Annotated in this window: 25 protein-coding genes; 12 read left to right on the top strand and 13 right to left on the bottom strand. The window is 68.8% G+C overall.

Translation table 11 applies throughout. The features are described from left to right. Positions 1-456: 456 nt before the first annotated feature. Both ACFCV3_RS18455 and ACFCV3_RS18450 read right to left on the bottom strand, forming a co-directional pair. On the bottom strand, positions 457-834 hold the full coding sequence (locus tag ACFCV3_RS18455; RefSeq protein WP_376031218.1) for a YciI family protein: 378 nt from the start codon (positions 832-834) through the stop codon (positions 457-459). Between the two features lie 60 nt (positions 835-894). Continuing rightward, on the bottom strand, positions 895-1,725 hold the full coding sequence (locus tag ACFCV3_RS18450) for an SDR family NAD(P)-dependent oxidoreductase (RefSeq protein ID WP_376031216.1): 831 nt from the start codon (positions 1,723-1,725) through the stop codon (positions 895-897). Between the two features lie 87 nt (positions 1,726-1,812). On the opposite strand from ACFCV3_RS18450, the gene ACFCV3_RS18445 reads away from it, so the two are divergent. After that, the gene (locus ACFCV3_RS18445; protein ID WP_376031214.1) at positions 1,813-2,400 is read left to right on the top strand and encodes a TetR/AcrR family transcriptional regulator; all 588 of its coding nucleotides are present in this window, start codon (positions 1,813-1,815) and stop codon (positions 2,398-2,400) included. A gap of 1 nt (position 2,401) precedes the next feature. On the opposite strand, the gene ACFCV3_RS18440 is transcribed toward ACFCV3_RS18445, so the two are convergent. Both ACFCV3_RS18440 and ACFCV3_RS18435 read right to left on the bottom strand, forming a co-directional pair. After that, positions 2,402-3,868, bottom strand: coding sequence for an LCP family protein (locus tag ACFCV3_RS18440; protein WP_376031212.1), 1,467 nt, complete (start codon positions 3,866-3,868; stop codon positions 2,402-2,404). Between the two features lie 128 nt (positions 3,869-3,996). Next, the gene (locus tag ACFCV3_RS18435) at positions 3,997-4,674 is read right to left on the bottom strand and encodes an SDR family NAD(P)-dependent oxidoreductase (RefSeq protein ID WP_376031210.1); all 678 of its coding nucleotides are present in this window, start codon (positions 4,672-4,674) and stop codon (positions 3,997-3,999) included. Positions 4,675-4,843: 169 nt separating this feature from the next. Between ACFCV3_RS18435 and ACFCV3_RS18430 the strand changes: the two genes are divergently transcribed. Further along, entirely contained in the window at positions 4,844-5,791 is a 948-nt protein-coding gene (locus ACFCV3_RS18430; RefSeq protein ID WP_376031208.1) for an NAD-dependent epimerase/dehydratase family protein, read from the top strand. A 94-nt stretch (positions 5,792-5,885) separates the two neighbouring features. Here ACFCV3_RS18430 and ACFCV3_RS18425 read toward each other — a convergent pair whose 3' ends face one another. Further along, positions 5,886-6,764: a hypothetical protein gene (locus ACFCV3_RS18425; RefSeq protein WP_376031206.1), complete on the bottom strand. Its 879-nt coding sequence runs from the start codon at positions 6,762-6,764 to the stop codon at positions 5,886-5,888. A gap of 110 nt (positions 6,765-6,874) precedes the next feature. Here ACFCV3_RS18425 and ACFCV3_RS18420 point away from each other — a divergent pair, with 110 nt between their 5' ends. The 5 genes from ACFCV3_RS18420 to ACFCV3_RS18400 are packed head-to-tail and all read left to right on the top strand — an operon-like array spanning position 6,875 to position 11,983. After that, complete coding sequence (locus tag ACFCV3_RS18420) at positions 6,875-7,702, top strand: ABC transporter ATP-binding protein (RefSeq protein ID WP_376031204.1); 828 nt, start codon at positions 6,875-6,877, stop codon at positions 7,700-7,702. A gap of 12 nt (positions 7,703-7,714) precedes the next feature. After that, positions 7,715-8,692, top strand: a complete 978-nt coding sequence (locus tag ACFCV3_RS18415; protein ID WP_376031202.1) for an ABC transporter substrate-binding protein — start codon at positions 7,715-7,717, stop codon at positions 8,690-8,692. Next, a complete protein-coding gene (locus ACFCV3_RS18410) occupies positions 8,689-10,788 on the top strand; it encodes an iron ABC transporter permease (RefSeq protein ID WP_376031201.1) in 2,100 nt (699 codons plus the stop codon). Before ACFCV3_RS18415 ends, ACFCV3_RS18410 begins: the two co-directional genes overlap by 4 nt. Positions 10,789-10,842: 54 nt before the next feature. Continuing rightward, on the top strand, positions 10,843-11,391 hold the full coding sequence (locus ACFCV3_RS18405; RefSeq protein ID WP_376031199.1) for a hypothetical protein: 549 nt from the start codon (positions 10,843-10,845) through the stop codon (positions 11,389-11,391). Between the two features lie 4 nt (positions 11,392-11,395). Beyond that, a complete protein-coding gene (locus tag ACFCV3_RS18400) occupies positions 11,396-11,983 on the top strand; it encodes an HhH-GPD-type base excision DNA repair protein (protein WP_376031197.1) in 588 nt (195 codons plus the stop codon). Here the strand turns inward: ACFCV3_RS18400 and ACFCV3_RS18395 are convergent. Both ACFCV3_RS18395 and ACFCV3_RS18390 read right to left on the bottom strand, forming a co-directional pair. Further along, positions 11,973-12,923: a GntR family transcriptional regulator gene (locus ACFCV3_RS18395; RefSeq protein ID WP_376031196.1), complete on the bottom strand. Its 951-nt coding sequence runs from the start codon at positions 12,921-12,923 to the stop codon at positions 11,973-11,975. The genes ACFCV3_RS18400 and ACFCV3_RS18395 overlap by 11 nt on opposite strands. A 25-nt stretch (positions 12,924-12,948) precedes the next feature. Next, positions 12,949-13,098, bottom strand: coding sequence for a hypothetical protein (locus tag ACFCV3_RS18390; protein ID WP_376031194.1), 150 nt, complete (start codon positions 13,096-13,098; stop codon positions 12,949-12,951). Between the two features lie 132 nt (positions 13,099-13,230). On the opposite strand from ACFCV3_RS18390, the gene ACFCV3_RS18385 reads away from it, so the two are divergent. Beyond that, on the top strand, positions 13,231-13,812 hold the full coding sequence (locus ACFCV3_RS18385; protein WP_376031192.1) for a TIGR03086 family metal-binding protein: 582 nt from the start codon (positions 13,231-13,233) through the stop codon (positions 13,810-13,812). On the opposite strand, the gene ACFCV3_RS18380 is transcribed toward ACFCV3_RS18385, so the two are convergent. The 3 genes from ACFCV3_RS18380 to ACFCV3_RS18370 all read right to left on the bottom strand — a co-directional run bounded on the left by ACFCV3_RS18380 (position 13,771) and on the right by ACFCV3_RS18370 (position 17,776). Continuing rightward, positions 13,771-14,985 carry an FAD-dependent monooxygenase gene (locus ACFCV3_RS18380; RefSeq protein ID WP_376031190.1) on the bottom strand — a complete coding sequence of 405 codons (1,215 nt, stop codon included), beginning with the start codon at positions 14,983-14,985 and terminating at the stop codon, positions 13,771-13,773. The genes ACFCV3_RS18385 and ACFCV3_RS18380 overlap by 42 nt on opposite strands. Positions 14,986-15,218: 233 nt before the next feature. Continuing rightward, positions 15,219-17,240, bottom strand: a complete 2,022-nt coding sequence (locus ACFCV3_RS18375; protein ID WP_376031188.1) for an FAD-dependent oxidoreductase — start codon at positions 17,238-17,240, stop codon at positions 15,219-15,221. Further along, a complete protein-coding gene (locus ACFCV3_RS18370) occupies positions 17,237-17,776 on the bottom strand; it encodes a PadR family transcriptional regulator (RefSeq protein ID WP_376031186.1) in 540 nt (179 codons plus the stop codon). The genes ACFCV3_RS18375 and ACFCV3_RS18370 overlap by 4 nt, the downstream gene beginning before the upstream one ends. 145 nt (positions 17,777-17,921) lie before the next feature. Here ACFCV3_RS18370 and ACFCV3_RS18365 point away from each other — a divergent pair, with 145 nt between their 5' ends. Beyond that, complete coding sequence (locus ACFCV3_RS18365) at positions 17,922-18,407, top strand: cation:proton antiporter regulatory subunit (RefSeq protein WP_376031184.1); 486 nt, start codon at positions 17,922-17,924, stop codon at positions 18,405-18,407. Between the two features lie 5 nt (positions 18,408-18,412). Further along, positions 18,413-19,630: a cation:proton antiporter gene (locus ACFCV3_RS18360; protein WP_376031182.1), complete on the top strand. Its 1,218-nt coding sequence runs from the start codon at positions 18,413-18,415 to the stop codon at positions 19,628-19,630. A 127-nt stretch (positions 19,631-19,757) separates the two neighbouring features. Here the strand turns inward: ACFCV3_RS18360 and ACFCV3_RS18355 are convergent, their stop codons facing one another. Genes ACFCV3_RS18355 through ACFCV3_RS18345 form a run of 3 tightly spaced genes read right to left on the bottom strand, consistent with a single transcriptional unit; the run spans position 19,758 to position 22,215 of the window. Further along, a complete protein-coding gene (locus ACFCV3_RS18355) occupies positions 19,758-20,243 on the bottom strand; it encodes a methylated-DNA--[protein]-cysteine S-methyltransferase (protein WP_376031180.1) in 486 nt (161 codons plus the stop codon). Then, on the bottom strand, positions 20,240-20,788 hold the full coding sequence (locus tag ACFCV3_RS18350) for a GNAT family N-acetyltransferase (RefSeq protein ID WP_376031179.1): 549 nt from the start codon (positions 20,786-20,788) through the stop codon (positions 20,240-20,242). The genes ACFCV3_RS18355 and ACFCV3_RS18350 overlap by 4 nt, the downstream gene beginning before the upstream one ends. Continuing rightward, positions 20,785-22,215, bottom strand: a complete 1,431-nt coding sequence (locus tag ACFCV3_RS18345; protein ID WP_376031177.1) for an AlkA N-terminal domain-containing protein — start codon at positions 22,213-22,215, stop codon at positions 20,785-20,787. Before ACFCV3_RS18345 ends, ACFCV3_RS18350 begins: the two co-directional genes overlap by 4 nt. 167 nt (positions 22,216-22,382) lie before the next feature. Here ACFCV3_RS18345 and ACFCV3_RS18340 point away from each other — a divergent pair, with 167 nt between their 5' ends. Both ACFCV3_RS18340 and ACFCV3_RS18335 read left to right on the top strand, forming a co-directional pair. Beyond that, positions 22,383-23,123 (top strand): SDR family NAD(P)-dependent oxidoreductase, encoded by a 741-nt coding sequence (locus tag ACFCV3_RS18340; protein ID WP_376031176.1) that lies wholly within the window; start codon positions 22,383-22,385, stop codon positions 23,121-23,123. Between the two features lie 91 nt (positions 23,124-23,214). Continuing rightward, entirely contained in the window at positions 23,215-24,216 is a 1,002-nt protein-coding gene (locus ACFCV3_RS18335; protein WP_376031175.1) for a LacI family DNA-binding transcriptional regulator, read from the top strand. The last annotated feature ends 2 nt before the right edge of the window (positions 24,217-24,218 follow it).

Here is a 24,218-nt window from a genome sequence, read left to right as displayed (position 1 = left end):
AGGCACCACCCACCACCTCAACCGCCCCAGCCACCCACCCACAGTCGGCAGCCACCCACCCTTACGCCGGCACCCACCACCTCAACCACAGTCGGCACCCACGACCCCCACACCAACCACCCACCACCTCAACCACAGTCGGCAGGCTCTGCGTTCACAACAGACGGCCGGAGCGGCGAGCACCAGGCACCCACACTCTCGGCCGCATGGTCGCCTGCCTCCGCCCTGCAGATGCGGCCGGGAGCGTGGCAGGTGCGACCCGCCGCGGCGGCCGTCTGTTGTGGATCCAAGCCCCGGGCCTGTGGCTGAGGAGGTGCCTGGCGGGCGTGGACGGGGGTGGCTCGCGCGGGTGGTTGAGGTGGCGGGTACGCGGGGCGGTTGAAGGTGGTCGGCGTGTGGTTGGGGTGAAGGTGGTGGGCGCCTGGGGTGCAGATGGCGGGTTGGGTGGTGGGTGGATTAGGGGGTGTAGAGGTCGGAGGTGGGGGCGAAGTCGGCTTCTTCTACTACTCGGCGGACTTCTACCTCGTTGCCGAGGGCTTCGGCCAGGCGGGCGGCCCATTCGATGGCTTCGTCGCGGGAGCGGACCTCGACGACCATCACGCCGCCGATGAGTTCCTTGGTTTCGGCGAAGGGGCCGTCGGTGACGGTACGGCGGCCGTCGGCGACCTGGACTCGGGCTCCTAGGGAGCTGCGGTGAACTCCTTCGGCGAACAGGAGGACGCCGGCCTTCGAGAGGTCTTCGACGACCTGGCCGACACCCTCCATCACGGAGGGCGCCGGGAACTTGCCGGCTTCGCTGTCCGCGTCGGCCTTGTTGATGATCATGTAGCGCATGGCTGTCCTTTCGGTCGGTCTCTTACTCTCACGTCGAGCGACCGAACGCCAGATCGACACTCATCCGCGCAGAGATTCGGCGATCAGTGGCGCGGTCAACTCGTACAACCGGCGCGCGTTCGCCGGGTCGAAGGTCGGGAGCCCCGGATCGACCGGCGTACCGACCGCTCGCAGGATCAGCCGGTCGGCGGGCTGTGCGTCCATCACCGCGAGCGTGTCCCGCACGCTCTCGGCCGGCGGCTTGGCGAACATCGCCCCGAGCACCCGGCTGACGGTCCGGAACGGCTGCGGGAGGTGGTTGGTCCCCGAGCGCGTGTACGGCGGTTGGACGCCGAAGTACTTGGTCCGTCCGTCCGGGTGGTTCTGCAGATAGTGAATCGGCAGCAGGTCGTTCGCCCGGCCGTTTGCCATGACGGTCCGCACGACGCTGTACTTCCGGGTGCTCTGCAGGTCGTCCCATTGCACTGCGCCCTTGGTGATCCCCGTTGCGCCGATGTTCGTGATGATCGGCGTCTGGCCGCGTTCCAGCAGGTCGGTCAGGCCGTAGCTCAGCAGGAAGCGGCTCAGGTAGTAGAGAACGAACGTCGCCTCCAGCCCGTCCACCGTCTCCCGCCGCTTCATGAACGGGAGCATCGCGGTCAGCACCAACGCATCGAGCGATTCGTGCCGGCTCTCGATCTCCGTGATCACCCGCCGGTTCTCCGCGATCGACAGCAGGTCCGCGGCCACGAACGCCGCCTCCCCCGGCGACCCGGCGGTGTCGTCCAGAAACGTCCGCCCGCGCTCCGGCGTACTGCCGATCACCGTCACCCGCGCCCCTTGCCGCAGGTAGTGCAGCGCGATCTCGCGCCCCATCCCCGTCGTACCGCCGGCTACCACCACGTCGCGCATCAGCCCACTCCTCAAGTCATCGATCGGTGACTTAGAGGCTAGGCAGCCGACGGGTACGATGTCAACACTCGATGACTTGGAGGCCGGATGACCGAGCAGCCTGGGCGGAAGCGGGACCGGGAGGCGACCCGGGCCCGGTTGCTGGAGTGCGCGCGGCTGCGCTTCGCCCGCGATGGGTACGACGGGACCTCGGTCCGCGACGTCGCCGGAGATGTCGGGGTGGACGCGGCCCTCGTGTTCCGGTACTTCGGTTCCAAGTCAGGCCTGTTCGGCGAGGCCATGGCCACCTCACAGGAGGCCGTCGTACTCCCGGACGGCCCGGTCGAGGAGCTGCCGGCCAAACTCCTGCGCCAGCTGGTCTTCGAGGACTGGGCGGAGTACGCCGGGGAGCATCCGCTGATCGCGATGCTGCGCTCGGCCAGTCACGAGGACATGCGCGACCGCGTCCGCCAGCAGGTCTGCGACGGCTACCTCGGTGTCCTCTCAGAGCTTGCCGAGGGCAACGAGGACAAGGATCTGCGGACCGAGCTCTTCGGCGCCTGGCTGCTCGGCATCGGCATCCTCCGCACCGCCGTCGGCACCCCCAGCCTCACCAAGGCCACCGAGGCCGACCTCACGCCGCACCTCGCCTCGGTGGCCAAAGCGCTCTTCGGCCGGGACATCCCGGTCGGCTGACTCAGCTCGGCTGGTCGCCGTCCGGCTGGTAGGCGCAGGCGTCGACGAGGTTCTGCGTCGGCGGCGGCGTGGTCTTGGTATCCGAAGGTGTCTTAGGGGTCTTCGGAGTCTTCGGCGAGGTCTTACCCGGCGGCGTCGCGGGCGGGGCCGGCTGCTCTAGCGCCTTCTCGATCGCCTCGCGCATCCCCTCGTAGTCAGGGTGCAGGTACTTCATCTTCAGCTTCGAGACATCAAGGTTGATGTTCGCGACCGTGCCCGACTTGACCTTGAGCGCGAGCTGAACCAGCGCCGGCAGGAGCTCCTGCGGGATATCGGTCCGGAGCAGGTGCTGACCGGCCTTCGCGATCGCCTGGTACTTCGTGACAAGCGTCGCCGGGTCGGCCGCGTCGACCATCGCCTTGATCGTGCAGCGCTGGCGGATCTGCCGCTGATCGTCGTCGGCGTTGTACCGGCCGCGGGCGAACCAGAGCGCGTGCCGCCCGTCCAGGTGCTGATTCGGGCCGGGCTCGATCCACTCCTTCGGCGGGATGTGCGCACTGCTGACCCCACCCATCGCCACCCGCTCATTGACGTTGACGGTGATCCCGCCGAGCGCGTTCACGAGCTCAGGGAAGCCGGTCAGATTCACCTGCAGGTAGTAGTCGATCTTCAGCCCGGTCGCCTCACCGACCGACTGCTTCAGTACGTCGGCGCCCTCGTTGTCGGAGGGACCGAGGATGCCGGGGTGCGCGTCCGGGATGTTCTGGTACATCGCGGTCAGCATCCACTCCAGCCGGCCTTCCAGGCTGAGCCCTTCCTTGCCGAACCCGTTCGGATACTTCTTGTACAACGGCGAGTCCTTCGGGAACGGCATGAAGGTGAGCTGCCGCGGCATCGAGATCAGCGACGTGTTACCGGTCTTGGTGTCGATACTCGCCACGATCACCGTGTCGGTGCGGACGCCCTCCCGGCTCGGGGCGTCGTCACCACCGAGCAGCAGCAGGTTGAGCCGCGGCTTGTCCTCCCACGGGTCCTTGACGTTCACCGTCTTGGGCCGGGTGGCGCTCTTGCTCTCGCCCTGCGCGACGAACACATCCTGCACCAGCGTCCGCTGCGCCAGGACGGTCTGCACGGCGAAGGCCGTCGGGGCTGCGATCGCGAAGCAGAGGACCCCGACGAAGGTCGCGCCGATCGCCCGGCCACCGGCCCGGCCCGTTGCCGGACGCAACGATCGGTGCGAGGCGACGATCACGATGATCCAGAGCAGCGCGATCGCCGCGATCGTGACCGAGGTGGTCAGCAGCCAGCTCGGATCGACCGCGGCGGTCAGAACTTCGTCGCGCCGGGTCAGACCGACGTACGCGCCGAGGCCGACCAGCCCGAGGGTGATGGTGAGGACGAACGCACCGATCTTCCGGCGGCCGCCGAGGATCAGCCCGATTCCGGGCAGCAACGCACCCAGCAGGGTCAGGCCCAGCACCTTCGGCACTGAGCGTGTCCGTGTGACCGCCTGGTGCGAGTGTCTCCCCATCGACTCCCCTGTCGCCGTCCCCAGTCAGTGTGCATCGTTGGACCACACCTCTACATCTCCAGACGTGTTACAGGGTGATTCGGTTGTCATACGGGGTGATGACCGCCGGCAAATCCCTCGGTTTCGACCAGCGCCCGGATGACACCGGCGATCTTCTCGGGGGCCGTCCAGCCGCTGGTGTCGGCGTTCGGCATGGCGCTGCGGTTGGCCGCGGTGTCGATGGTTCCGGGCACGACCGTGTTCACCCGGATGCCGTCCTTGGCGTACTCCACGTGCAGCGCGTCGGCGAAGGCGAGGATTGCGGCCTTGGCCGAGATGTACCCCGCCGCCCCGGAGAACGGCCGCTGCGCCGCCCGGCTCGACGTACAAACGATTGCTCCACCACCGCCCGCGATCAGGTGCGGGAGGACCGCCTGGGTGATCAGGTACGTCGGTCGCAGGTTGAGCCGGAACTGGTCCTCGAACTGCTCGATCGGCGTCTCGTGCACCCGCGCTCCCGACGCGAACCCACCCACCAGGTTCACCAGCGCCCGCACCGGCGCCCCGAGCTCCGAAGTGGCCAGCGCAACCACATCGGCCACCCCGGCCGGATCGAACGGATCAGCCACGATCGGCGTCAGCGCCGGATCCGCCCCGAGCCGCTCCAGCGACTCCTCCGACCGCCCCGGCACCACCACCCGCCACCCACTCGCGAGAAAGCCCGCCACGACCGCGCGCCCCAACCCACCGGTGCCCCCGGCAACAACCACAGTCCGCTCCATCATGGGGTCGAGCCTAGGGGGCACCACCACCCGAACGACAGGACGTATACGCCCTCTGGACCGCTCCAGCGACCTGCTTGAGCGCGGCGGCGGGGCCTGCCGCGGGTATACGTCCTGTCCTTACGGGGACAATTCGGTCGCAGGAGCCGTGGCGGCGGACTAACGTCACCGGATGCGGATTCTGACGTTGGGCGGGAACGGGTTTGTCGGGCGCGCGGTTGTGGAGGATGCGCTGGCGCACGGGGCGGAGGTGACGTCGTTCAGCCGGGGGTTGAGTGGGACGGCGCTGCCGGGTGAGGTGGTGCAGCTGGTCGGTGATCGAGAGACCGGCGACTACGCGGCCCTGCGGTCCGGTGAGTGGGACGCCGTCGTCGATCTCAGCGGGTACCAGAGCAAGCAGGTCGACGAGGCGATGGATGTGCTCGGTGATCGCGTCGGGCGGTACGTGTTCGTGTCGAGTCACGCGGTCTATGTGCGGAATCTGCCGGCCGGTGCGACCGAGGACGCGCCCCGGCAAGCTCCCCTACGCGCTGCCGACGTGCTCACGAATGAGACGTACGGGCGGTGCAAGGTCGCCTGCGAGGACGACGTCCTGGAGCGGTACGGCGACCGCGCGACCCTCGTGCGTCCGGGGCGCGTGACCGGCCCGGGCGACTCGAGTGACACGGCTGTCTACTGGGTACGGCGGGGTGCGCGGGGCGGGCGGGTTGCCGTGCCGACCTCACCTGAGCAGCCACTGCAGTTCATCGACAGCCGGGACCTCGGGCGACTCGTGGTGCAGCTGATCACCGACGACCGGCCAGGTGCGTTCAACGCGATCGGCCCGGAGAGCACTCTCGGTGAACTGATCACCACGGCGGCCGAGATCGCCGGTAGCTCGGTCGAACTCGTGCAGATCCCGAGAGCCGCCGTACCGGACCGTTTCCCGCTGCTCGAGCCTGAGGAGGTATGGCCCGCCCGCCGCCGTGACCCGTCGAAGGCCCGCGCGGCCGGCATGCCGGTCACCCCGCTGAAGCAGACCCTCACCGACCTCCTCGCCTGGGACCGCGACCGCGGTGAGCCCGCCCTGGACATCGGCCTGTCGGCCGAAGCTGAGGCCGAGCTCCTGCAGCGTCGGTAACGACACGTAGTAGTCCGCCAATCGGAGCTGGCCGGCGCGGATCCAGGCGTGGCGAAGTGGCGAGCGCCGACTAGTACGTGTCCTTGGCGACAGCTCAGCTCTCGGGGAGGGCGAGGGTGCGGCCGGCGTCGCGGGCTGCGTTGATGGAACGGGTGAAGGTGTCCTGGAGAGCGCTGGCCTCGTCGGCGAAGCCTTGGACGAGGGTGGTGTCGCCGACCGGTTCGGTGCGGGCGAGGAGCTCGATGTAGCGGTCGCCGTCGCCGAGGGCAGCCTCGGCGCGCAGGGCGGCGTCGGCGGTGCGAACGCGGTGGGCGTACTGCTCGATCAGGTCGACCTTGCGTTCGATGGCTGCGACCGACAGGGCGAGTGCGCGGCGCTGTGGACCGAGGACGGTGTCGAGCTCGGCGGTCGCCATCCCGCGGGCGACATCGCGCTGCCGCGCGCGGAGGACCGTGTGCTCGCGAAGCACCTGCGCGATGTCCCACAGTTGCTCGGGCAGGACCAGTTCGTTCTGCATGTCGTCGAGTAGGCCGCGGCGGGTAACCGTTGCCTCAAGCACCGTTCTCACCGCGCGCTGCGCCCGGCCCAGCATCCGCGCCGCCGCGTCGTCGAAGTCCTCCGGCAGCAGGTAGGACCCGTGCTGCACCCGGACCGCCTTGTGTCCCCGGTCCTCGATCATCGACTTGACCAGCACCCCGCCGGTCGCGAGTACGGCGATCGCCGCCAGCGCGACGGAGATCCACACCGCGACCTGGGCCGGCAACGTGCCCGCCATGATGATCACGGCCAGCAGCCACCCGCCCACCCAGACCGCGACCCACACCAGCAGTTGCCCCGCCGTGTTCGCCGGCGCCACCGACCACCACGTCTGCCGCTTCGGCCGCGGCGCGTCCGCAGCCACGAACAACTCCGGCCGATGCCCGTACAACCGCCGTACCGCTTCCGGCACACCAGGTGCGAACACCGGCTCCATCGCCACCTCCACTAGAGCTCGTCAGCACTCAGCGTAGCGGGCCCGGCATCGCCTGTGAGGCACCGAACAAGCGATATTGCTGCCAGGTTAGGTAAGGCTATGCTTCGGCCATGCGCGAAGCCGGTGAGGACGTCAGAGGGCTCGCAGGCGATGACCTGCGCCTGGGGTATCACGGCGTTCGCGTGGTCGACGGTGCGTCGCTGCGGATCGAGGCGGCCAGTGTGACCGCGCTGGTCGGACCCAACGGCAGCGGCAAGTCGACCCTGCTCCGGGCGCTGGCCCGGCTGCACCAGCCGGAGTCCGGCAGCATCACGTTCCCCGACGGCGGGAACGCGCTCGCCTTGTCGGCCAAGGAGTTCGCTCGCAAGGTGACGTTGCTCTCGCAGTCGCGGCCGACCCCGAACGGGGTCAGCGTCCGCGACGTCGTCGGGTACGGGCGCCACCCGCACCGAGGCCGCTGGCGCGGTGACGATCCGGACGGGCACCGGGCGATCGAGCACGCGATGGAGGTCACCGGGGTCACCCGGATGGCCGATCGCGCGGTCGACGAACTCTCCGGCGGCGAACTGCAACGTGTGTGGCTCGCGACCTGTCTGGCCCAGGACACCGGTGTCCTGCTGCTCGACGAGCCGACCACTTTTCTCGATCTGCGCTACCAGATCGAGATCCTCGACCTGATGCGTGACCTGGCCGACGACCACGGGGTCGCGGTGGGCGTCGTCCTGCACGACCTCAACCAGGCCGCAGCGGTCGCGGACCGGATCGCACTGCTCGATCAGGGGCGAGTACGTGCGACCGGAACCCCGGCCGAGGTACTGGACGCCGGCGCGCTGTCCGAGACCTACGGCATCGCGATCGAGGTGGGGACCGACCCGGCCACCGGCCTGGTCAGCACCCGCCCGATCGGCAAGCACCTCAGCCGCATCCCGACCAACTGAAAGTACTCATTCATGAAGCGAACCACCCTCTTCGTCGCCGCGGCGCTGCTCGCCCTGACCGCGTGCGGGACCAGCGAGCCCGCCGCCTCCACCGGTGACGACCCGACCACGTCCGCGGCCGGCCCGGTCTCGATCACCGACTCGCGCGGTAAGAAGATCGATCTGAAGGCACCCGCCACCAAGGTGGTCGGCCTCGAGTGGGGCGTCGTCGAGAACCTGATCTCCGTCGGCGTGATGCCGGTCGGCGTCGCCGACGTGAAGGGCTACAACGCCTGGGTCACCGCCGCCAAGCTCGACTCGTCGGTGAAGGACGTCGGGACCCGCGGCGAGTCCAGCGTGGATGCGATCGTTGCCCTGAACCCGGATCTGGTGATCACCACCAGCGACGAGTCCGCGAGCGCGATCGCCGGGATGGAGAAGGCCGTTCCGGTCCTGGTCGTCGACGCGGCCGACGCGAAGAACGTGATCCCGCAGATGAAGACCAACCTGGAACTGACCGCGAGTGCCGTCGGCAAGACCGAGCAGGCCAAGCAGATCAACGCCGACTTCGACAAAGCCCTTGCCGACGGCAAGCAGAAGATCACCGACGCGGGCAAGGCCGGTACGCCGTTCACGATGGCCGACGGGTACAAGCAGGGCAGCACGATCTCGATCCGGATGTACACCCCGGGTTCGCTGCTCGGTGCCGTCGGCAACGAGCTCGGCCTGAAGAACGCCTGGACCGAGGGCGGCGACAAGGACTACGGCCTGGCCTCGACCGACCTCGAGGGCCTGACCAAGCTGAAGGACGGCGAGTTCCTCTACATCGCCAACGACGCCGACGGCGGTGACGTGTTCGGCAAGGACCTGGCCGGGAACGCGATCTGGAAGAACCTGCCGTTCGTGAAGAGCAACAACCTGCACCGGCTGCCGGACGGCATCTGGATGTTCGGCGGCCCGAAGTCGACCGAGCAGTTCATCGACGCAGCGGTCAAGGCTGTCACGTCTTGACCCAGGTCTCCACCGCCCCGGCGACCGAGGCCGCGGCGGCGCTGAAGCAGCCGGTACGGCGAATTCGCGTCGCCGGGGTGTTCCTGATCGCGCTGGCCGCGATCGTGGTCCTGGCCGGGATCCACCTCACCCAGGGCACCTCGGCAGTGGGCGCCGGGGACCTGATCAAACTGGTGTTCGGCCAGGGCACCGACAACGCGGCGAACGTTCTCGTCGCGTCCCGGCTGCCCCGGCTGCTCGCCGGCGTCCTGGTGGGTGTCGCCCTCGGGGTCGCCGGCGCCGGTCTGCAGTCGCTGGCCCGCAACCCACTCGCCTCGCCCGACACGTTGGGGGTCAATGCAGGGGCGTATCTGACGGTTGTAGTGGTGGCGGCACTCGGTATCAACCTGCCGGTTCTTCCGGCCGGTGGTGTCGCGTTCGCCGGCGGGCTGGCGGCTGCCGTTCTCGTCCTGGCGTTGTCCGCGGGCGGGGCCTCCGGGCCGACCCGCCTCATCCTGGCCGGGTCCGCGGTCGCGATGGCACTGGGCGGCATCACCACGTTGCTGATGCTGCTCTACCGCGAGGAGACCGTCGGGATCTTCACCTGGAGCGCGGGCACGCTGGTCCAGACCGACCTGCACGCCTTCAACCAGATGGCCCCGATTGTTGCTGTCGGCATCATCGGTTCGTTGCTGCTGGCCACCAAGCTGGACATCCTTGCGCTCGGTGACGACACCGCCGCCGTACTGGGAGTGCATGTACGGCGGGTCCGCATCCTCACCACCTTGATTACCGTGCTGCTGTCCGCGGCTGCCGTGACAGTGACCGGACCGGTCGGTTTCGTCGGACTGGTCGCACCGGTCCTCGTGCGACTGATCGCACCGGCCGTCCCCGGTCTGCTCCGGCACCGCGTCCTCCTTCCGCTGTCCGGACTGGCCGGCGTACTGGTTGTGCTGTTGTCGGATGTCAGCCTGCGGGCTGCGTTCGGCGGGCAGGCCGGGGTCGAGATCCCGACCGGCATCATGACGATGATGGTCGGCGCGATCGTGCTGGTCTGGCTCGCGCGCCGGTACCGCGACTCCGGCGCAAGCCGGACACCCGGCGGCGCCAGCTCGGGCGTTCGCACCCGGCGGCGCTTCCTGCTGGTGACCGTTGCGCTGCTCGTGCTGGTCGTGGCCGCCGCAGTCTTCGCGATGCTCGCCGGGGATGCGTTCCTGCGGACCGGGGACATCGCCAACTGGGTCAACGGCCGGTCCGGCCGAGCGATCACCTACGTCCTCGATCAGCGTTTCCCGCGCGTGCTCGCCGCGCTGCTCTCCGGTGCCGCGCTCGCGATTGCAGGCACCGCCGTACAGGCTGTCTGCCGCAACCCACTCGCTGAGCCGGGCATTCTCGGCATCACGGGTGGTGCCGGGGTCGGCGCCGTGGCCACCTTGATCATCTTGCCGTCGGCAAGCATCTGGCTGCTCTCCGGTGTCGCGTCGATCGCCGCACTGGCGACGTTCGCGCTGGTCTATCTGGTCTCGTGGCGTGGCGGGCTGAGCTCCGACCGGCTGGTGCTGATCGGCGTCGGCGTCTCGTCGGCCGCAACCGCGGTCATCACGCTGATGATCGTCGCCACCGACCCGTGGAACATCAGCCTCGCGATGACCTGGCTCTCCGGCAGCACCTACGGCCGGACACTGCCGCAGGTGATCCCGGTCGCGATCGGGCTGCTCGTGCTCACCCCGCTGATCGCGCACCACCGCCGCGAACTCGACCTCCTCGCGCTGAACGACGACGTACCTCGCATCCTCGGTGTCCGGCTGGAGCGGACCCGGCTGCTGATGCTGTTGTGTGCGGCCCTGATGACCGCCGCCGCGGTCTCGGCGATCGGCGTCGTCGGCTTCGTCGGACTGGTCGCCCCGCACGCGGCACGCGCGCTGGTCGGCGGCAACCACAGCCGGATCCTCCCGGTCTCCGCCCTGCTCGGCGCTGTCTTGGTGAGCGTCTCCGACAGCCTCGGCCGCACGCTCCTCGCTCCGGCCCAGATCCCGGCCGGGCTGCTCACCGCCCTCATCGGGGCGCCATACTTCGTCTATCTCTTGTGGCGTACCCGAATCCCCGTCGCCCGATAGCTCCGGACTAGACCCCTATCGCGGTACGGTGCTTCAAACCGTCAGGGGGAACAGATGTCGCGTACGTGGGCAGTGATCGTGCTGGCCGGGGTCGCCCTCACCGCATGCGGTGGCGAGTCAGGCACTCCGAGCGGTACGCCGTCGAGTGCGCCGACGACGGGCTCCACCGCGACGGTGCCGACCACTGCACCAACGCCGTCGGCCCCGCCCAGTACGCCGGAAGCGACGCCGAAGGACGCGGCGACCATCGCGAAAGCGCTGGACCTGGGGAAGGTCCATGTGTGGACCGCGGAAACCGACCCGAACAAGCTGCTCGGGCGGCCGGGCAGCTACACCTCGGCCGCGACCGTCATCGACAAGCGCGTCGCGTGCTCCGATCCCGCGCGGCCGGATACGGCCTGCGGCGCCCGGGTCGAGGTGTTCGAGACTCCGGCGGTGGCGAAGAAGCGATCGGCGTACATCCAAGGCATCCTCGAGGGCGGCGGGGTGCTCGGCACCGAGTACCACACGGTTGTCGGCAGCACTCTGCTCCGGGTCACCGGGGAGCTGACCCCGAAGCAGGCGGGCGTCTATGCCGCCAAGTTCAAGTCCGTGTCAGGATGACTCCATGCTGCGCGAACTGCACCTGACCGGGGATCCGGCCGCGGACAAGCTGCTCAACGACGACCCGTTCGCCCTGCTGGTCGGGATGCTGCTGGACCAGCAGTACCCGATGGAGCACGCGTTCGCCGGCCCGCGGAAGATCGCGGACCGGATGGACGGGTTCGATCTGCACAAGATCGCCGCCTCCGACATCGAGGAGTTCGTGGAGCTGTGCGTGACCCCGCCGGCCATCCACCGGTACGGCGGTTCGATGGGCCGCCGCGTGCATGCGCTGGCACAGCACATCATCGAGAACTACGACGGCGACACCGCAAACCTGTGGACCTCCGGCCGTCCGAAGCCGGACGGCGCCGAGGTGCTGAAGCGGCTGAAGGCGTTGCCCGGTTTCGGTGAGCAGAAGGCGAAGATCTTCCTCGCGATGCTGGGCAAGCAGCGCGGCGTCGAGCCGAAGGGCTGGCGGGAGGCGGCCGGCTCGTACGGCGACCGCGGATCACGCCGTTCGATCGCCGATGTGGTCGACGCCAAGTCACTCGGCGAGGTCCGGGCCTTCAAGAAGGAAGCGAAGGCGGCAGCCAAGGCTGCTACAGCCTGACGGCCAGTCCGTCCAGCATGAGTTCGAGGCCGAACGCGAACAACTGGTCCAGGTCGTAGTCGAAATCCCAGTCGTCCGACAACAGGTCGCGGAACGCGGTCAGATTCCCGGCCGCGATGACGGCTGCCATCTGCTCGGACTGCCGCTCGGCCCAGTCGTCGCCGGTGAGCCCGGTGTCCTGCTCGGCCTGCGCTTCCGTCTCCATCGCCTGCGCCAGGCCGCGGACATACCCGAACACGCTGATGACGGCGTACATGGCAGTCGTCTTGTCCAACGACTTGAACGCGGCCAGCAGCGCGTCGGTGTGCGGCAGCACGTTCGGAAGGATCTGCGGTCGGCCGACACTGACCGCACCGGCCAGCCACAGGTGCGCCCGGTACGCCGCCCACTGCGTCTGCGCGACCACGGTCACCCGGGCGCGCCAATCGCCGTACAGGTCAGGTAGCGGGAACTCTCCGAAGGCCGTATCGATCATCTGCAGGACGAGCGTCTCCTTGCCGCCGACATGCCGATAGAGCGCCATCGTGGACACACCGAGCTCGGCCGCGATCCGCCGCATCGACACCGCAGCCAATCCCTCCGCATCCGCGATCTCGATCCCCATCCGCACCACCCGCCCACGCTCCAGAACGAGCCCAGCCCCAGCGCCAAGACTGGAGGGGGCGCCAGGGTTGGCCTCGCGCTCGTTGCGTGGGGCGGGTGATGGGCGGGTCCGGGGTTGGCGTGGCGGTGGGCCGACGATGGTTCCGATGCCGGGGCTGGCGTGCACGAGGCGCTCGTCCTGCAGCGCGCGGAGCGCCTTGGTTGCGGTGGCCATCGCGACGCCGAAGTCACGCACGAGGCTCCGGGTCGACGGCACCCGCTCCCCCGCGCGCAGTTCCCCGGCCTCGATCCGCCGCCGAAGCTCGGCCGCGATCACCAGGTACGGCGGCTCGTCCATCAACCGTGCCCCTGCCTGACCCGGCTCAGCCGCCGGCGCGTATGACCAGCTCCTGATCGAGATTGCGACCTTCGTCCGGGTCTGCCGGCGCGCCCGCGGGGTGCGAAGCGATCGTGTCCTCGAGCTTGACGGACGCGGGCAACGTGCGGAACCGCTCGTCGGGCGACTCGCTCATCGGGGCCTCCAAAGGTTCGGTCGGATCACCAGTGTGCCTGAGGGTGCGGGTTGTCCCTTGTGGTCTGCTCAATTACCTGCCAAAACCGGTACTGCGGCCTATGCTCGCTGAGGGGATATGGGAGGAACGCGGATGGACGTCCGGGATCTGGATCGGCGCGCCGGCGCAGTACTGGGGGAAGTTGTCATGCAGGTGCGGCCTGAGCACCTCAGCCTGCCGACGCCCTGCCCCGACTGGACCGTGCGCGGACTGCTCCGGCACATCGTCAGCGAGAACGAGGGCTTCGCGGCCGCGGCCATCAACGGCTCCGCGCCCGTGCAGACGTGGACCGGCGGCCGCCTCGGCGACAACCCGGCCGGTGCGTACCGGCGTTCCAACGTCGCCGTGGCCGACGCGTTCGCCGACGGCGGGGCGCTGGACCGGCTGATGGAGGTCCGCGAGTACGGCTCGTTCCCGCGCCGGATCGCGCTGACCTTCCACCACCTCGACTGCGTGGTGCACGCGTGGGACCTCGCCCGCGCTATCGGCCTCCCGTACGACCCGCCGCGCGACCTGGTCGAGGCCGCGCTCGACCTGGCCCGCCGGATCCCCGACACCGACTCGGCCCGCGGCCCCGGCGCCGCCTTCGAGCGGAGCGTCAAGGTCTCCGGTACGGCGTCCACGTTCGACCAGCTACTCGGTCTGCTCGGCCGCAATCCGGAGTGGGCCATCTGAGTAGGCCGGCAGGTCGATCGCATCCGGCTTCCCCTTCCCGATGGTTCTGGCGAGCGGGCTCGACGTCATCAGCCGGATCATCGTGTCGCGGTAGCGGATGCCGAACGCGGTCATCGGCATCGCCATCTTGATTCCGCCGGGTGGCAGTTCCATCCGCTGATCGACGTACGCCTGCATCCTGCGCTGGTACGCCGGGAACGCGTGCTCGTGATGACCGTTCGTCGCCAGTTCACCGGCGAGGACGTAGGCGCCGACCAGGGCGAGCGCCGTACCGTGTCCTGCGAGCGGTGAGCCGCAGTAGCCGGCGTCGCCGACCAGCGCCACGCGGCCTTGCGACCACTCCGGTACGACGACACGGCTAGTGCTGTCGAAATAGAAGTCCTCCGCGGTGGGCAGCTGCGCCAGCAGGTGTTCCGTGTGCCAGCCGAGCCCCTTGAAACGCTGGTTGAGTAGCTCCTTCTGCGCGGCGATATCGCGGTAGTCGTAGTCGATGACCGGCGATCGGAAGCTCAGCAGGGCCTTGGCGAACCGCGGATCGTGATCGGGCCGCAGGCCGACCCAGAGCCCACGGGGTGCGGTGTAGACCTTCATCCAGTGGTTGAGGTCTTCCGGGGCTTCGACCGTGAAGTACGACGAGTAGCCGCCGAGGTGCTGCACGAACCGCTCATGCGGCCCGAAGGCGAGCCGACGAACCCGCGAGTGCACCCCGTCCGCCCCGATGACCAGGTCGAACCGTCGCCGCGTTCCGCTGGTGAACGTCACGTCGACCCCGCTCGCATCCTGGTCGAGCTGGGCGACCGAGTCGCCATACAGGTACTCGACGTCTTGCGTTGCCTCGGCCAGCACCTCCGCGAGGTCACCGCGGAGGATCTCGATCTCCGCGACCGGCCCGGCCCCGTCGAACAGCTCGGCCGGCATCGCCGCGCTCCGCCGCCCATCGGCCCGGACGTACTCGAACCCCCGCTCGTGCAACTGCCGCTGCTGAACCGCGGGCATCAGCCCCATCCGCTCAACCACTGTGCGGGAGATCCCCCGCAGGTCCACCGTCTGCCCACCCGGCCGCGGACCGCCGGCAACCTCCACGACCGTCGGCACAAACCCCGCCCGCCGCAACCAGAACGCCAGCGCCGGTCCCGCGATCCCACCACCACTGATCAACACACTCTTCGTCATCACAACCACCCCTCGTCAGCCAGTGCGCGTACGCCGTACACACTGCACTAGCCACCTGCCGAGCGACCACCGCGCACTAGAGCACCCCGGTGGTGCCGCACTAGGTGCACTAGCGGGCCGAGGCGATCGCTCGAACGACAGGAGGTGTCCCCCGAAACGCCGCCGACGGCGGGGGCGTCAGGCGTGCGCCGGGGTCTACGTAGTCGTATACGTGCTGTCGTTCGTGCGGTGGATCACAGGGTCAGGGCGAGGCGGGTGGCCTGGTCGATGGCTCGTTTGGCGTCCAGTTCGGCGGCCAGGTCGGCGCCGCCGATGATGTGGACGGGGCGGCCGGAGGCGGTGAGGGTGTCTGCGAGGTCGCGGACGGATTCCTGGCCGGCGCAGACGACAATGGTGTCCACGGCGAGGACGCGGGGCTTCTCGCGCTGGGGGCCGAAGGTCAGGTGCAGGCCTTCGTCGTCGATGCGTTCGTAGTTGACGCCGCGGAGTTGCTCGACCTGCTTGTTCTTGAGGGCGGCGCGGTGCACCCAGCCGGTGGTTTTGCCGAGGCCGGCGCCGATGCGGCCGGGTTTGCGCTGCAGGAGGTAGACCTGCCGCGGTGACGCTTCCGGATGCGGTACGCCGAGCGCTCCGCGAGTGACCGTGGGATCGGCGACTCCCCACTCGGCCTTCCACGCATCGAGATCCAGAGTGGGTGAGTCGACGGTGGTCAGGAACTCGCTGACATCCACGCCGATCCCGCCGGCCCCGATCACCGCGACCGAGTCACCGACCGGCTTCCCTTCGCGGACGACCTCGACGTACGAGAGCACCTTGGGGTGGTCGATCCCGGGGATCGAAGGCACCCGCGGTACGACGCCCGTCGCGAGCACGATCTCGTCGAATCCGGCCAGGTCCGCGGCGCTCGCCCGGTGACCCAGATGGACCTTGACGCCGGTGAGCTCGAGGCGGCGCCGGTAGTACCGGATCGTCTCGGCGAACTCCTCCTTGCCGGGGATCCGGCGCGCGATCCCGAACTGGCCACCGATCTCCTGATCGGCCTCGAACAGCTCGACGTCATGACCGCGCTCGGCCGCGGTGACTGCCGCGGCCAGCCCGGCCGGTCCGGCGCCGACGACCGCGATGTGCTTGACCTTGCGGGTCGGCAGCAGCTGGAGCTCGGTCTCGCGGGCCGCGCGGGGGTTGACCATGCAGCTCGCCTTCTTCTTGGCGAACACGTGATCCAGACAGGCCTGGTTACAGGCGATGCAGACGTTGATCTCGTCGGCCCGGTCGGTCGTTGCCTTGCGCACCCAATCCGGGTCGGCCAGGAACGGGCGGGCCATGCTGATCAGGTCGGCGTCGCCGCGGGCCAGCACCTCCTCGGCGACCTGCGGCAGGTTGATCCGGTTCGAGGTGACGACTGGGATGCTCACATGCGGCTTGAAGGCGGCAGTGACGCTGGTGAATGCGGCCCGCGGTACGGAGGTGACGATGGTTGGCACCCGAGCCTCGTGCCAGCCGATCCCAGTGTTGATGATCGACGCCCCGGCCGCCTCGATCTCCTTGCCCAAGGCAATGACCTCGTCCCAGGTCTGCCCGCCCTCGACCAGGTCGGCCATCGAGAGCCGGTAGATGATCAGGAAGTTCGGTCCGACCCGTTCGCGGGCCCGGCGGACGATCTCGACCGCGAGCCGGCGGCGGTTCTCCGCACTGCCTCCCCACCGGTCGGTGCGCTTGTTCGTGCGCTCGGCGAGGAACTGGTTGATGAAGTACCCCTCCGACCCCATGATCTCGACCCCGTCGTACCCGGCCTCCTGCGCCAGCCCGGCACAGTCGACGTACGCCGTGATCTGCTTGCGCACGCCACGGTCGGACAACGCGCGCGGTTTGAACGGGTTGATCGGCGCCTTCAGGGCAGACGCGGAGACGCTGAACGGGTGGTACGAATACCGCCCGGCATGCAGGATCTGCAGCGCGATCTTGCCGCCGGCATCGTGTACGGCGTCAGTCAGGACCCGGTGCTTGCGCGCCTGCCGGCGCGTACTGAGCGTGGATCCGAACGGCGTCAGCCAGCCGGTGCGATTCGGCGCGTAGCCGCCGGTCACCATCAGGCCGACACCACCGCGCGCCCGCTCGGCGAAGTACGCCGCAAGCTTGGGCAGATCGCTCAGCCGATCCTCGAGACCGGTGTGCATCGAGCCCATGATGACGCGGTTCGGCAGCACCACATGACCGAGGTCGAGCGGCTCCAGCAGGTGCGGATATGCGGTCATGATTCCTCCTGAAGGGCTTCGGTCACTTCGTCACACCAGGCCACGAACGACTCTTCGGCCCGGATACCACCGCGTAGTACGAGGTACTGGTGCAGTTCGCGGCCGTTGAGCATGGCCGGCTTGGGGAAGTCCTTGGCCTGGATCCCGCGGTACACCTCGAGCCGGGTCGCATGCTCGGCCCGGTGCCGAGCGACCTCACGCAGTACGGCGTCGACCCCGCCGATCGAGGCTGCCCGGAGCTTCACCCCGAGGGCGTCCCGGAGGATCGCGACCTCTCCCGGCTCGGCGATCCAGCGGGCGAGCTCGGCCCGGCCGCCGTCGGAGATCCGGTAGACCTTCTTGTCCGGGCGGCCCTCCTGGGCGACCTCGGTGTGGGTGACCCAGCCGGCCTCGTCCATCCGGCGCAGCACCCGGTAGATCTGCTGGTGGGTGGCCGGCCAGAAATAGCCGATCGACCGGTCGAACCGCCGGGCCAACTCGTACCCGGAGCCGGTCCGCTCGGTGAGCGACACGAGGATCGCGTGTTCCAGTGCCATGCGGTGAGCGTACCTATGCAACGAGGTGCAGTGCACCTGGTTGCAGCGCATGTCACAGCCGGAGCGCGGACAAGTTGGTCAGGACTTGAGACAATGGTTGCAGACGCCAGCTAAATCTCGCTGCGCGCCGAGGAGAGGGAAGACCATGGACCAGCAGGCCCACCCGACCAAGACGACGTTGCCCGGGATCGGCACCCGGTACGACCTGATCACCCTCGGTGGCAAACACGTCTCCGTGGTGGTCCGCAACGACGGCCGGCGCTACCTGGGCTTCCACGATCCCGAGGACGACGACGCCTGCACGAACACGGTCCCGCTCGATCCCGGCGAAGCGGCCGCCCTGGCGAACCTGCTGATTCCCGAACAGCTCGACCCGGTCCGGAACGAGATCGAGATCGACCTCGTCACCGAACACATCCCGATCACCGCCAAGTCGCCGTACGGCGGCCGCACGCTCGGCGACACCCAGGCCCGCAGCCGGACCGGGGCGTCGATCGTCGCGGTGCTGCGTCGTACCGGCGCGACCCCGTCGCCGGCGCCGGACTTCCGGTTCGCGACCGGCGACACCCTGGTCGTCGTCGGGACCCGTGAAGGTGTGGACGCGGTGGCCGATCTGATTGCGGGAGGGTGAACCAGATGCACGAAGACATCACCATGCTGCTGATCGAGCTCGGTGCAGTCATCCTTGCCCTGGGCATCCTTGGGCGGATCGCGAGCCGGTTCGGGTTCTCACCGATTCCCCTTTATCTGCTGGCGGGACTGGCCTTCGGGCACGGTGGATTGTTGCCGTTGGCAGCCAGTGAGGAGTTCGTTGCCACCGGCGCCGAGATCGGCGTCATCCTGCTTCTGCTGCTGCTCGGTCTCGAGTACACCGCGTCGGATCTGGTCAGCACGCTCAAGACGCAGTATCTGTCGGGCATCGTCGACTTCGTGCTGAACGCCTTGCCCGGCGCTGCCGTCGCGCTGCTCCTGGGCTGGGGTCCGGTCGCCGCGGTCGCACTGGGCGGTGTCACCTGGATCTCGTCCTCCGGCGTGATCGCAAAGGTGGTCGGCGATCTCGGCCGGCTGGGTAACCGCGAAACGCCTGTGGTGCTGGGGATTCTGGTCCTCGAGGACCTGTCGATGGCCGTCTACCTGCCGATCCTGACGGCACTCCTGGCCGGAGTCGGCCTGGCCGGTGGCAGCATCACGCTGCTGATCTCGCTCGGCACGGTCAGCATCGTTCTGTTCCTCGCACTGCGCTACGGGCGCGTGATCAGCCGGGCAGTCTCATCCGACAACCCCGAGATGCTGCTGCTCGTCGTACTAGGCCTGACTCTGCTGGTCGCGGGTATCGCGCAGCAGTTGCAGGTGTCGGCGGCCGTCGGCGCGTTCCTGGTCGGCATCGCACTGTCGGGTGAGGTCGCGCACGGTGCACGGAATCTGCTGAGCCCACTGCGGGACCTCTTCGCCGCAGTCTTCTTCGTCTTCTTCGGCCTGAGCACCGACCCGGCCGACATCCCACCGGTCTTCGCCATCGCCCTCGGACTCGCAGTACTGACCGCACTCACCAAGATCGCGACGGGCTGGTACGCCGCCCGCCGCGCCGGCGTCGGAACCGCAGGCCGCTGGCGAGCCGGTGGAACGCTCGTCGCCCGCGGCGAGTTCTCGATCGTCATCGCCGGACTCGCGGTCGGCGTCGAACCACGGCTCGGCCCGCTGGCCACGGCGTACGTGCTGATCCTGGTCATCCTCGGCCCTCTGGCCGCCCGCTACACCGAGCCGATCGCCCGCCGCTTCATCAAACGCAATCCCCCAACGGTCGGTCCCCCCGCCCTGGAACGCCTGGACAACCCCGCCAACAGCACCAGCTAACCCACCCGTCGCCAGCGAAGCTAACGTCCGAAGAAGCGGAGACGGGCTCTCCGATCGTTCGGACGTTAGCGGGGAGGTAGGCGTAACGTCCGAAGAAGCGGAGACGGGCTCTCCGGTCGTTCGGACGTTAGAAGAGGGCGTCGGCTCGTTCGTGGTCGAGGAGGGCTTGTTTGCGGTGGAGGCCGCCGCCATAGCCGGTGAGCTTGCCGGTGGCGCCTACTACTCGGTGGCAGGGGACGATGATGCTGACGGGGTTCTTGCCGTTCGCCAGGCCTACGGCGCGGGAGGCACCCGGGACCAGGCCGAGTTCGCGGGCGAGGTCGCCGTACGTGGTGATCTCGCCGTACGGGATGTGCTGGAGCGCGGTCCAGACCCGTTGCTGGAAAGGCGTTCCGGCCAGACGCAGCGGTACGTCGAAGGTCGTGCGGCCGTGGTCGAAGTACTCGGTGAGTTGCTCGGCCACTGCCGGCAGCACGGAGTCGTCGCGGGAGCCGAAGGTTTCGATCGGGGGTTGATGGCGGTGCTGCTCCATGTAGAGGCCGGCCAGCTCACCGGTGTCGGTCGCGACCATGGTGAGGGGGCCGACCGGGCTGTCCATCACGGCGTACGTCATCGGCTGATCCGGTAGAGGACGTGGCGTTGCAGGCGGTGGCCGGCCGGGATGTTGGGGTGGTCGAAGTCGCCGGCTTCGTCGTGGATCATGCCGATTTTCTGCATCACGCGCTGGGACGGGACATTGGTGGTCGCGGTGAACGAGAGGATCTCACTCAGGCCGACCGGACCGAAGCCGAAGTCGAGGGCTGCCAGGGCCGCCTCCGTGGCATAGCCGTTGCCCCAGGCACCTTTCGCCAGTCGCCAGCCGATTTCCACACCGGGCAGGAACGCGGCCTCGAAACGCGGCACCGCCAGGCCGGTGAACCCGATGAACTCACCGGTCTCCCGCACCTCCACCGCCCACAGCCCCCAGCCCTGGCCGGAGATCGACGCCGACGCCCGGTCGATCAGGGCATCGCTCTCCTCGCGCGTCACCGGTCGAGGGAAGTGCTCCATCACCACCGGGTCCGCGTTCAGCGCAGCGAACGGCTCACGATCGGCATCGCGCCACTGTCGCAGCAGGAGCCGGTCGGTGGTCAGGTCGGGCATGCTCACTCCAGTCATTCCGGGATCTTGTTGATGGCGTGGTCGCCGGTCGCCCACAGGTACTGAACGGCGTACGCACGCCACGGCCGCCACGCACGGGCATGCGCGGTCAACGGTTTAGGGGCCTCGGGCAACCCTAGGTCGCGCGCGGCGTACCGGATGCCGAGATCGCTGGCCACGAACGCATCCGGATCACCCAGCGCCCGCATCGCGATCGACTCGACCGTCCACGGCCCGATCCCCGGCAGCGCGGCGAGCTGCTCACGAGACCGGTCCCAGTCGGCGCCGGCGCCGAGGTCGATCTCACCGGCCGCGAGGGTCGCGATCAGCGTGGTGAGCGTCGTACGCCGCGACTTCGGGAAGGCCAGAGTCTCCGGATCCAGCCCAGCCAACGCCTGCATGGTCGGGAAGAGATGCGTCAGCCCACCCGCTGCGTCGTCGATCGATTCGCCGTGCTGCAGAACCAACCGATGCGCATGCGTCCGCGCAGCCGCCGTCGACACCTGCTGCCCAAGCACAGCCCGTACGGCGAACTCCTCGCCATCGACCGTATGCGGAACCCGTCGGCCGGGCGCCTTCGCGATCAGCGGCGCCAGCACGGGATCCGTGGCGAGCAACTCGTCGACAGCAATCGGATCCGCATCGAGGTCGAGCATCCGGCGGCACCGGCTGATCGCGATCGAGAGATCACGCTGATCGGTGAGCGACAGCTGGCAGGCGATGTGGTCGGGCATCGGCTTGAGCGCGACGACACCGTGACCGTGCGGGAGTCGCAGCGTGCGGCGGTAGTGACCGTCGCGCCACTCCTCCACGCCCGGTACGCCGGTTGCGATCAGATGGCCGAAGAGGTTGTCCGGAGTCAGCGGTGCGCGGAACGGGAGTCGCAGCGAGATCGTGCCGGGCGCGACCGCCGTCGTACCGCGTCGTCCTCGGAGCTCGGTCGGAGACAGCGCGAAGACCTCTTGCACGGTCTCGTTGAAGGTCCGCACACTCGAGAAGCCCGCAGCGAAAGCGACGTCGGCCATCTGCAGATCGCTGGTCTCGATCAGCAGTCGTGCAGTCTGTGCTCGTTGGGCACGAGCCAACGCGAGTGGCCCGGCGCCGAGCTCGGCCAGCAACTGTCGCTGCACCTGCCGCACGCTGTAGCCGAGCTGCGTCGCCAACCCCGGTACGCCGTCGCGGTCGACAACGCCGTCCGCGATCAACCGCATCGCGCGGGCGACCAGGTCGGCCCGGTCGTTCCACTCCGGGGAACCTGGACTCGCATCCGGGCGGCACCGCTTGCAGGCGCGGAACCCGGCCTGCTGCGCGGCGGCAGCGCTCGGGTAGAACTCCATGTTCTTGACCTTCGGCGGCACCACCGGGCAACTCGGCCGGCAGTAGATCCGGGTCGTCAGCACCGCGGTGAAGAACCACCCGTCGAACCGTGCATCCTTCGACTGCACCGCCCGGACGCATCGCTCTCTGCACTCATACACAAGACCCAGCATCCCTGCCCCGGCCGACAGTAGCTAGCGGTTTTGCGACATCGAGGTGTAGCGAGAATGCGACGTCGGTTCCTGGTGTCGTATTCCCGCGAGAACGCCGTCTCCCGATCACGTGAACTGGAGACATGAACGCACTGAGCAACAAGAACGCACTCGTCACCGGCGGCAGCCGCGGTATCGGTGCCGCCACCGTACTCGCCCTCGCCGAGGCCGGCGCCGACGTCGCCTTCACCTACCACAGCTCCGCGGACGCAGCAGCGACGATCGTGAAGGAGATCGAGCGACTCGGCCGCCGGGGTTTCGCGATCGAGGCCGATGCGACCGACGCCACGGTGGTCGCCAACGCCGTTCGCGAGGCCCATGGGTCGCTCGGCGGTCTGGACATCCTGGTCAACAACGCCGGGATTGGCGCGATCGGCCCGATCGAGGGGTTCTCGGCTGCCGAGATCGATCGCGCCTTGGCCGTCAACGTCCGTGCGGTGTACGCCGCGTGCCAGGCGGCAGCGCCGTTGCTGGCTGACGGTGGGCGGCTGATCCACCTCGGCAGCTGCGCGGCCGCCCGGGTCACCGGACCGGGCATGACGCTCTACGCGATGACCAAGGCCGCGCTGGTCGGGTTGAGCAAGGCGCTGGCCCGCGAGTTCGGCGTCCGGAACATCACGTCGAACGTCGTCCAGCCCGGACCGATCGACACCGACATGAACCCGGCCGACGGCCCGTACGCCGACCCGCAGATCGCCCACCTGGCTCTCGACCGCTTCGGCTCTCCCGCCGAGGTCGCCGCCGCCATCACCTACCTGGCCGGCCCGCACGGCGCCTACATCACCGGCACCGAACTCACCATCGACGGCGGTCACACGGCCTGACGCAACCTTTCGGGCCAAGGCGTTGACACCACCTGCAGTTAGAGAGAGACTGCGGGTGGTTTTAACGTTCAAACGCCCGCGGGAGGGTGCTGTGGCCACGCTGAAGCAGGTTGCTGCGCACGCGGAGGTCTCGGTGCAGACCGTGTCGAACGCATTGAACGCACCCCATCGGCTGCGGCCGGACACGCTTGCGCGGGTCAATCGGTCGATCGAGCTGCTCAACTACCGCCCCAATCGTAACGCCCGCAGTCTGCGGACGAGCGCGGTGGAGCTGATCGGGTACTGCGTTCCGAGCTGGCCGAACCGGACTCATCTGGTGATGGACCAGTTCCTGCACGCCCTGTGTGCGGCCGCCGAGAGCACCGGGCGGCACATCCTGTTGTTCACCGCGCCGCCTGGTGTCGACGGCATGCCGGTGTACGACGACCTGCATGCCCGGCGGCTGGTTGACGGGTTCGTGCTGTCGCAGACCGAGACGCGGGATCCGCGGCACGGGTGGTTGAAGGAGAAGCAGATCCCGTTCATCTCGTTCGGGCGGGTCTGGAAGGAGACCACGCAGCCGGGGCCGTGGGTCGACGTCGACGGTGCGGCCGGCTCCGCCATGGCCGTGCGGCATCTGCACGAGACCGGGCGGCGTCGGATCGCCTTCATCGGGTGGCCGAAGACCTCCGGCTTGGCCGAGGACCGGCTGGACGGCTGGCGGACCGCGTGCGAGGCTCTCGACCTACCGACGGCCGGCCTGACCGTGCACTGTCCCGAAGACACCCTCGACGCGGGGGCGCGGGCCGCCGCCCAGCTGCTCGACAGCCCGCAACCACCCGACGGAATCGTTGCCCTGAGCGACATTCTCGCGCTCGGCACACTCCGCGAACTCACCCGCCGCGGCCACACCCCGGGCGTCGACATCGGCGTCACCGGCTTCGACGACTCCCCCTTGGCCGATGTCGTCTCCCCCGGCCTCACCAGCCTGCGCCAGCCGATGGACGACATCGCCGCCGAACTGATCACCGTCCTCACCGACCCACCGGCAGGCCCGGTCGAACGCCTGCTGCTCCCCGAACTGATCGTCAGAGGCAGCTCAGCCCCTGGCTGACC

Source organism: Kribbella sp. NPDC056345 (assembly GCF_042262745.1).
Lineage (GTDB): Bacteria > Actinomycetota > Actinomycetes > Propionibacteriales > Kribbellaceae > Kribbella.
This window is presented reverse-complemented; position numbering and strand designations above follow the sequence as displayed.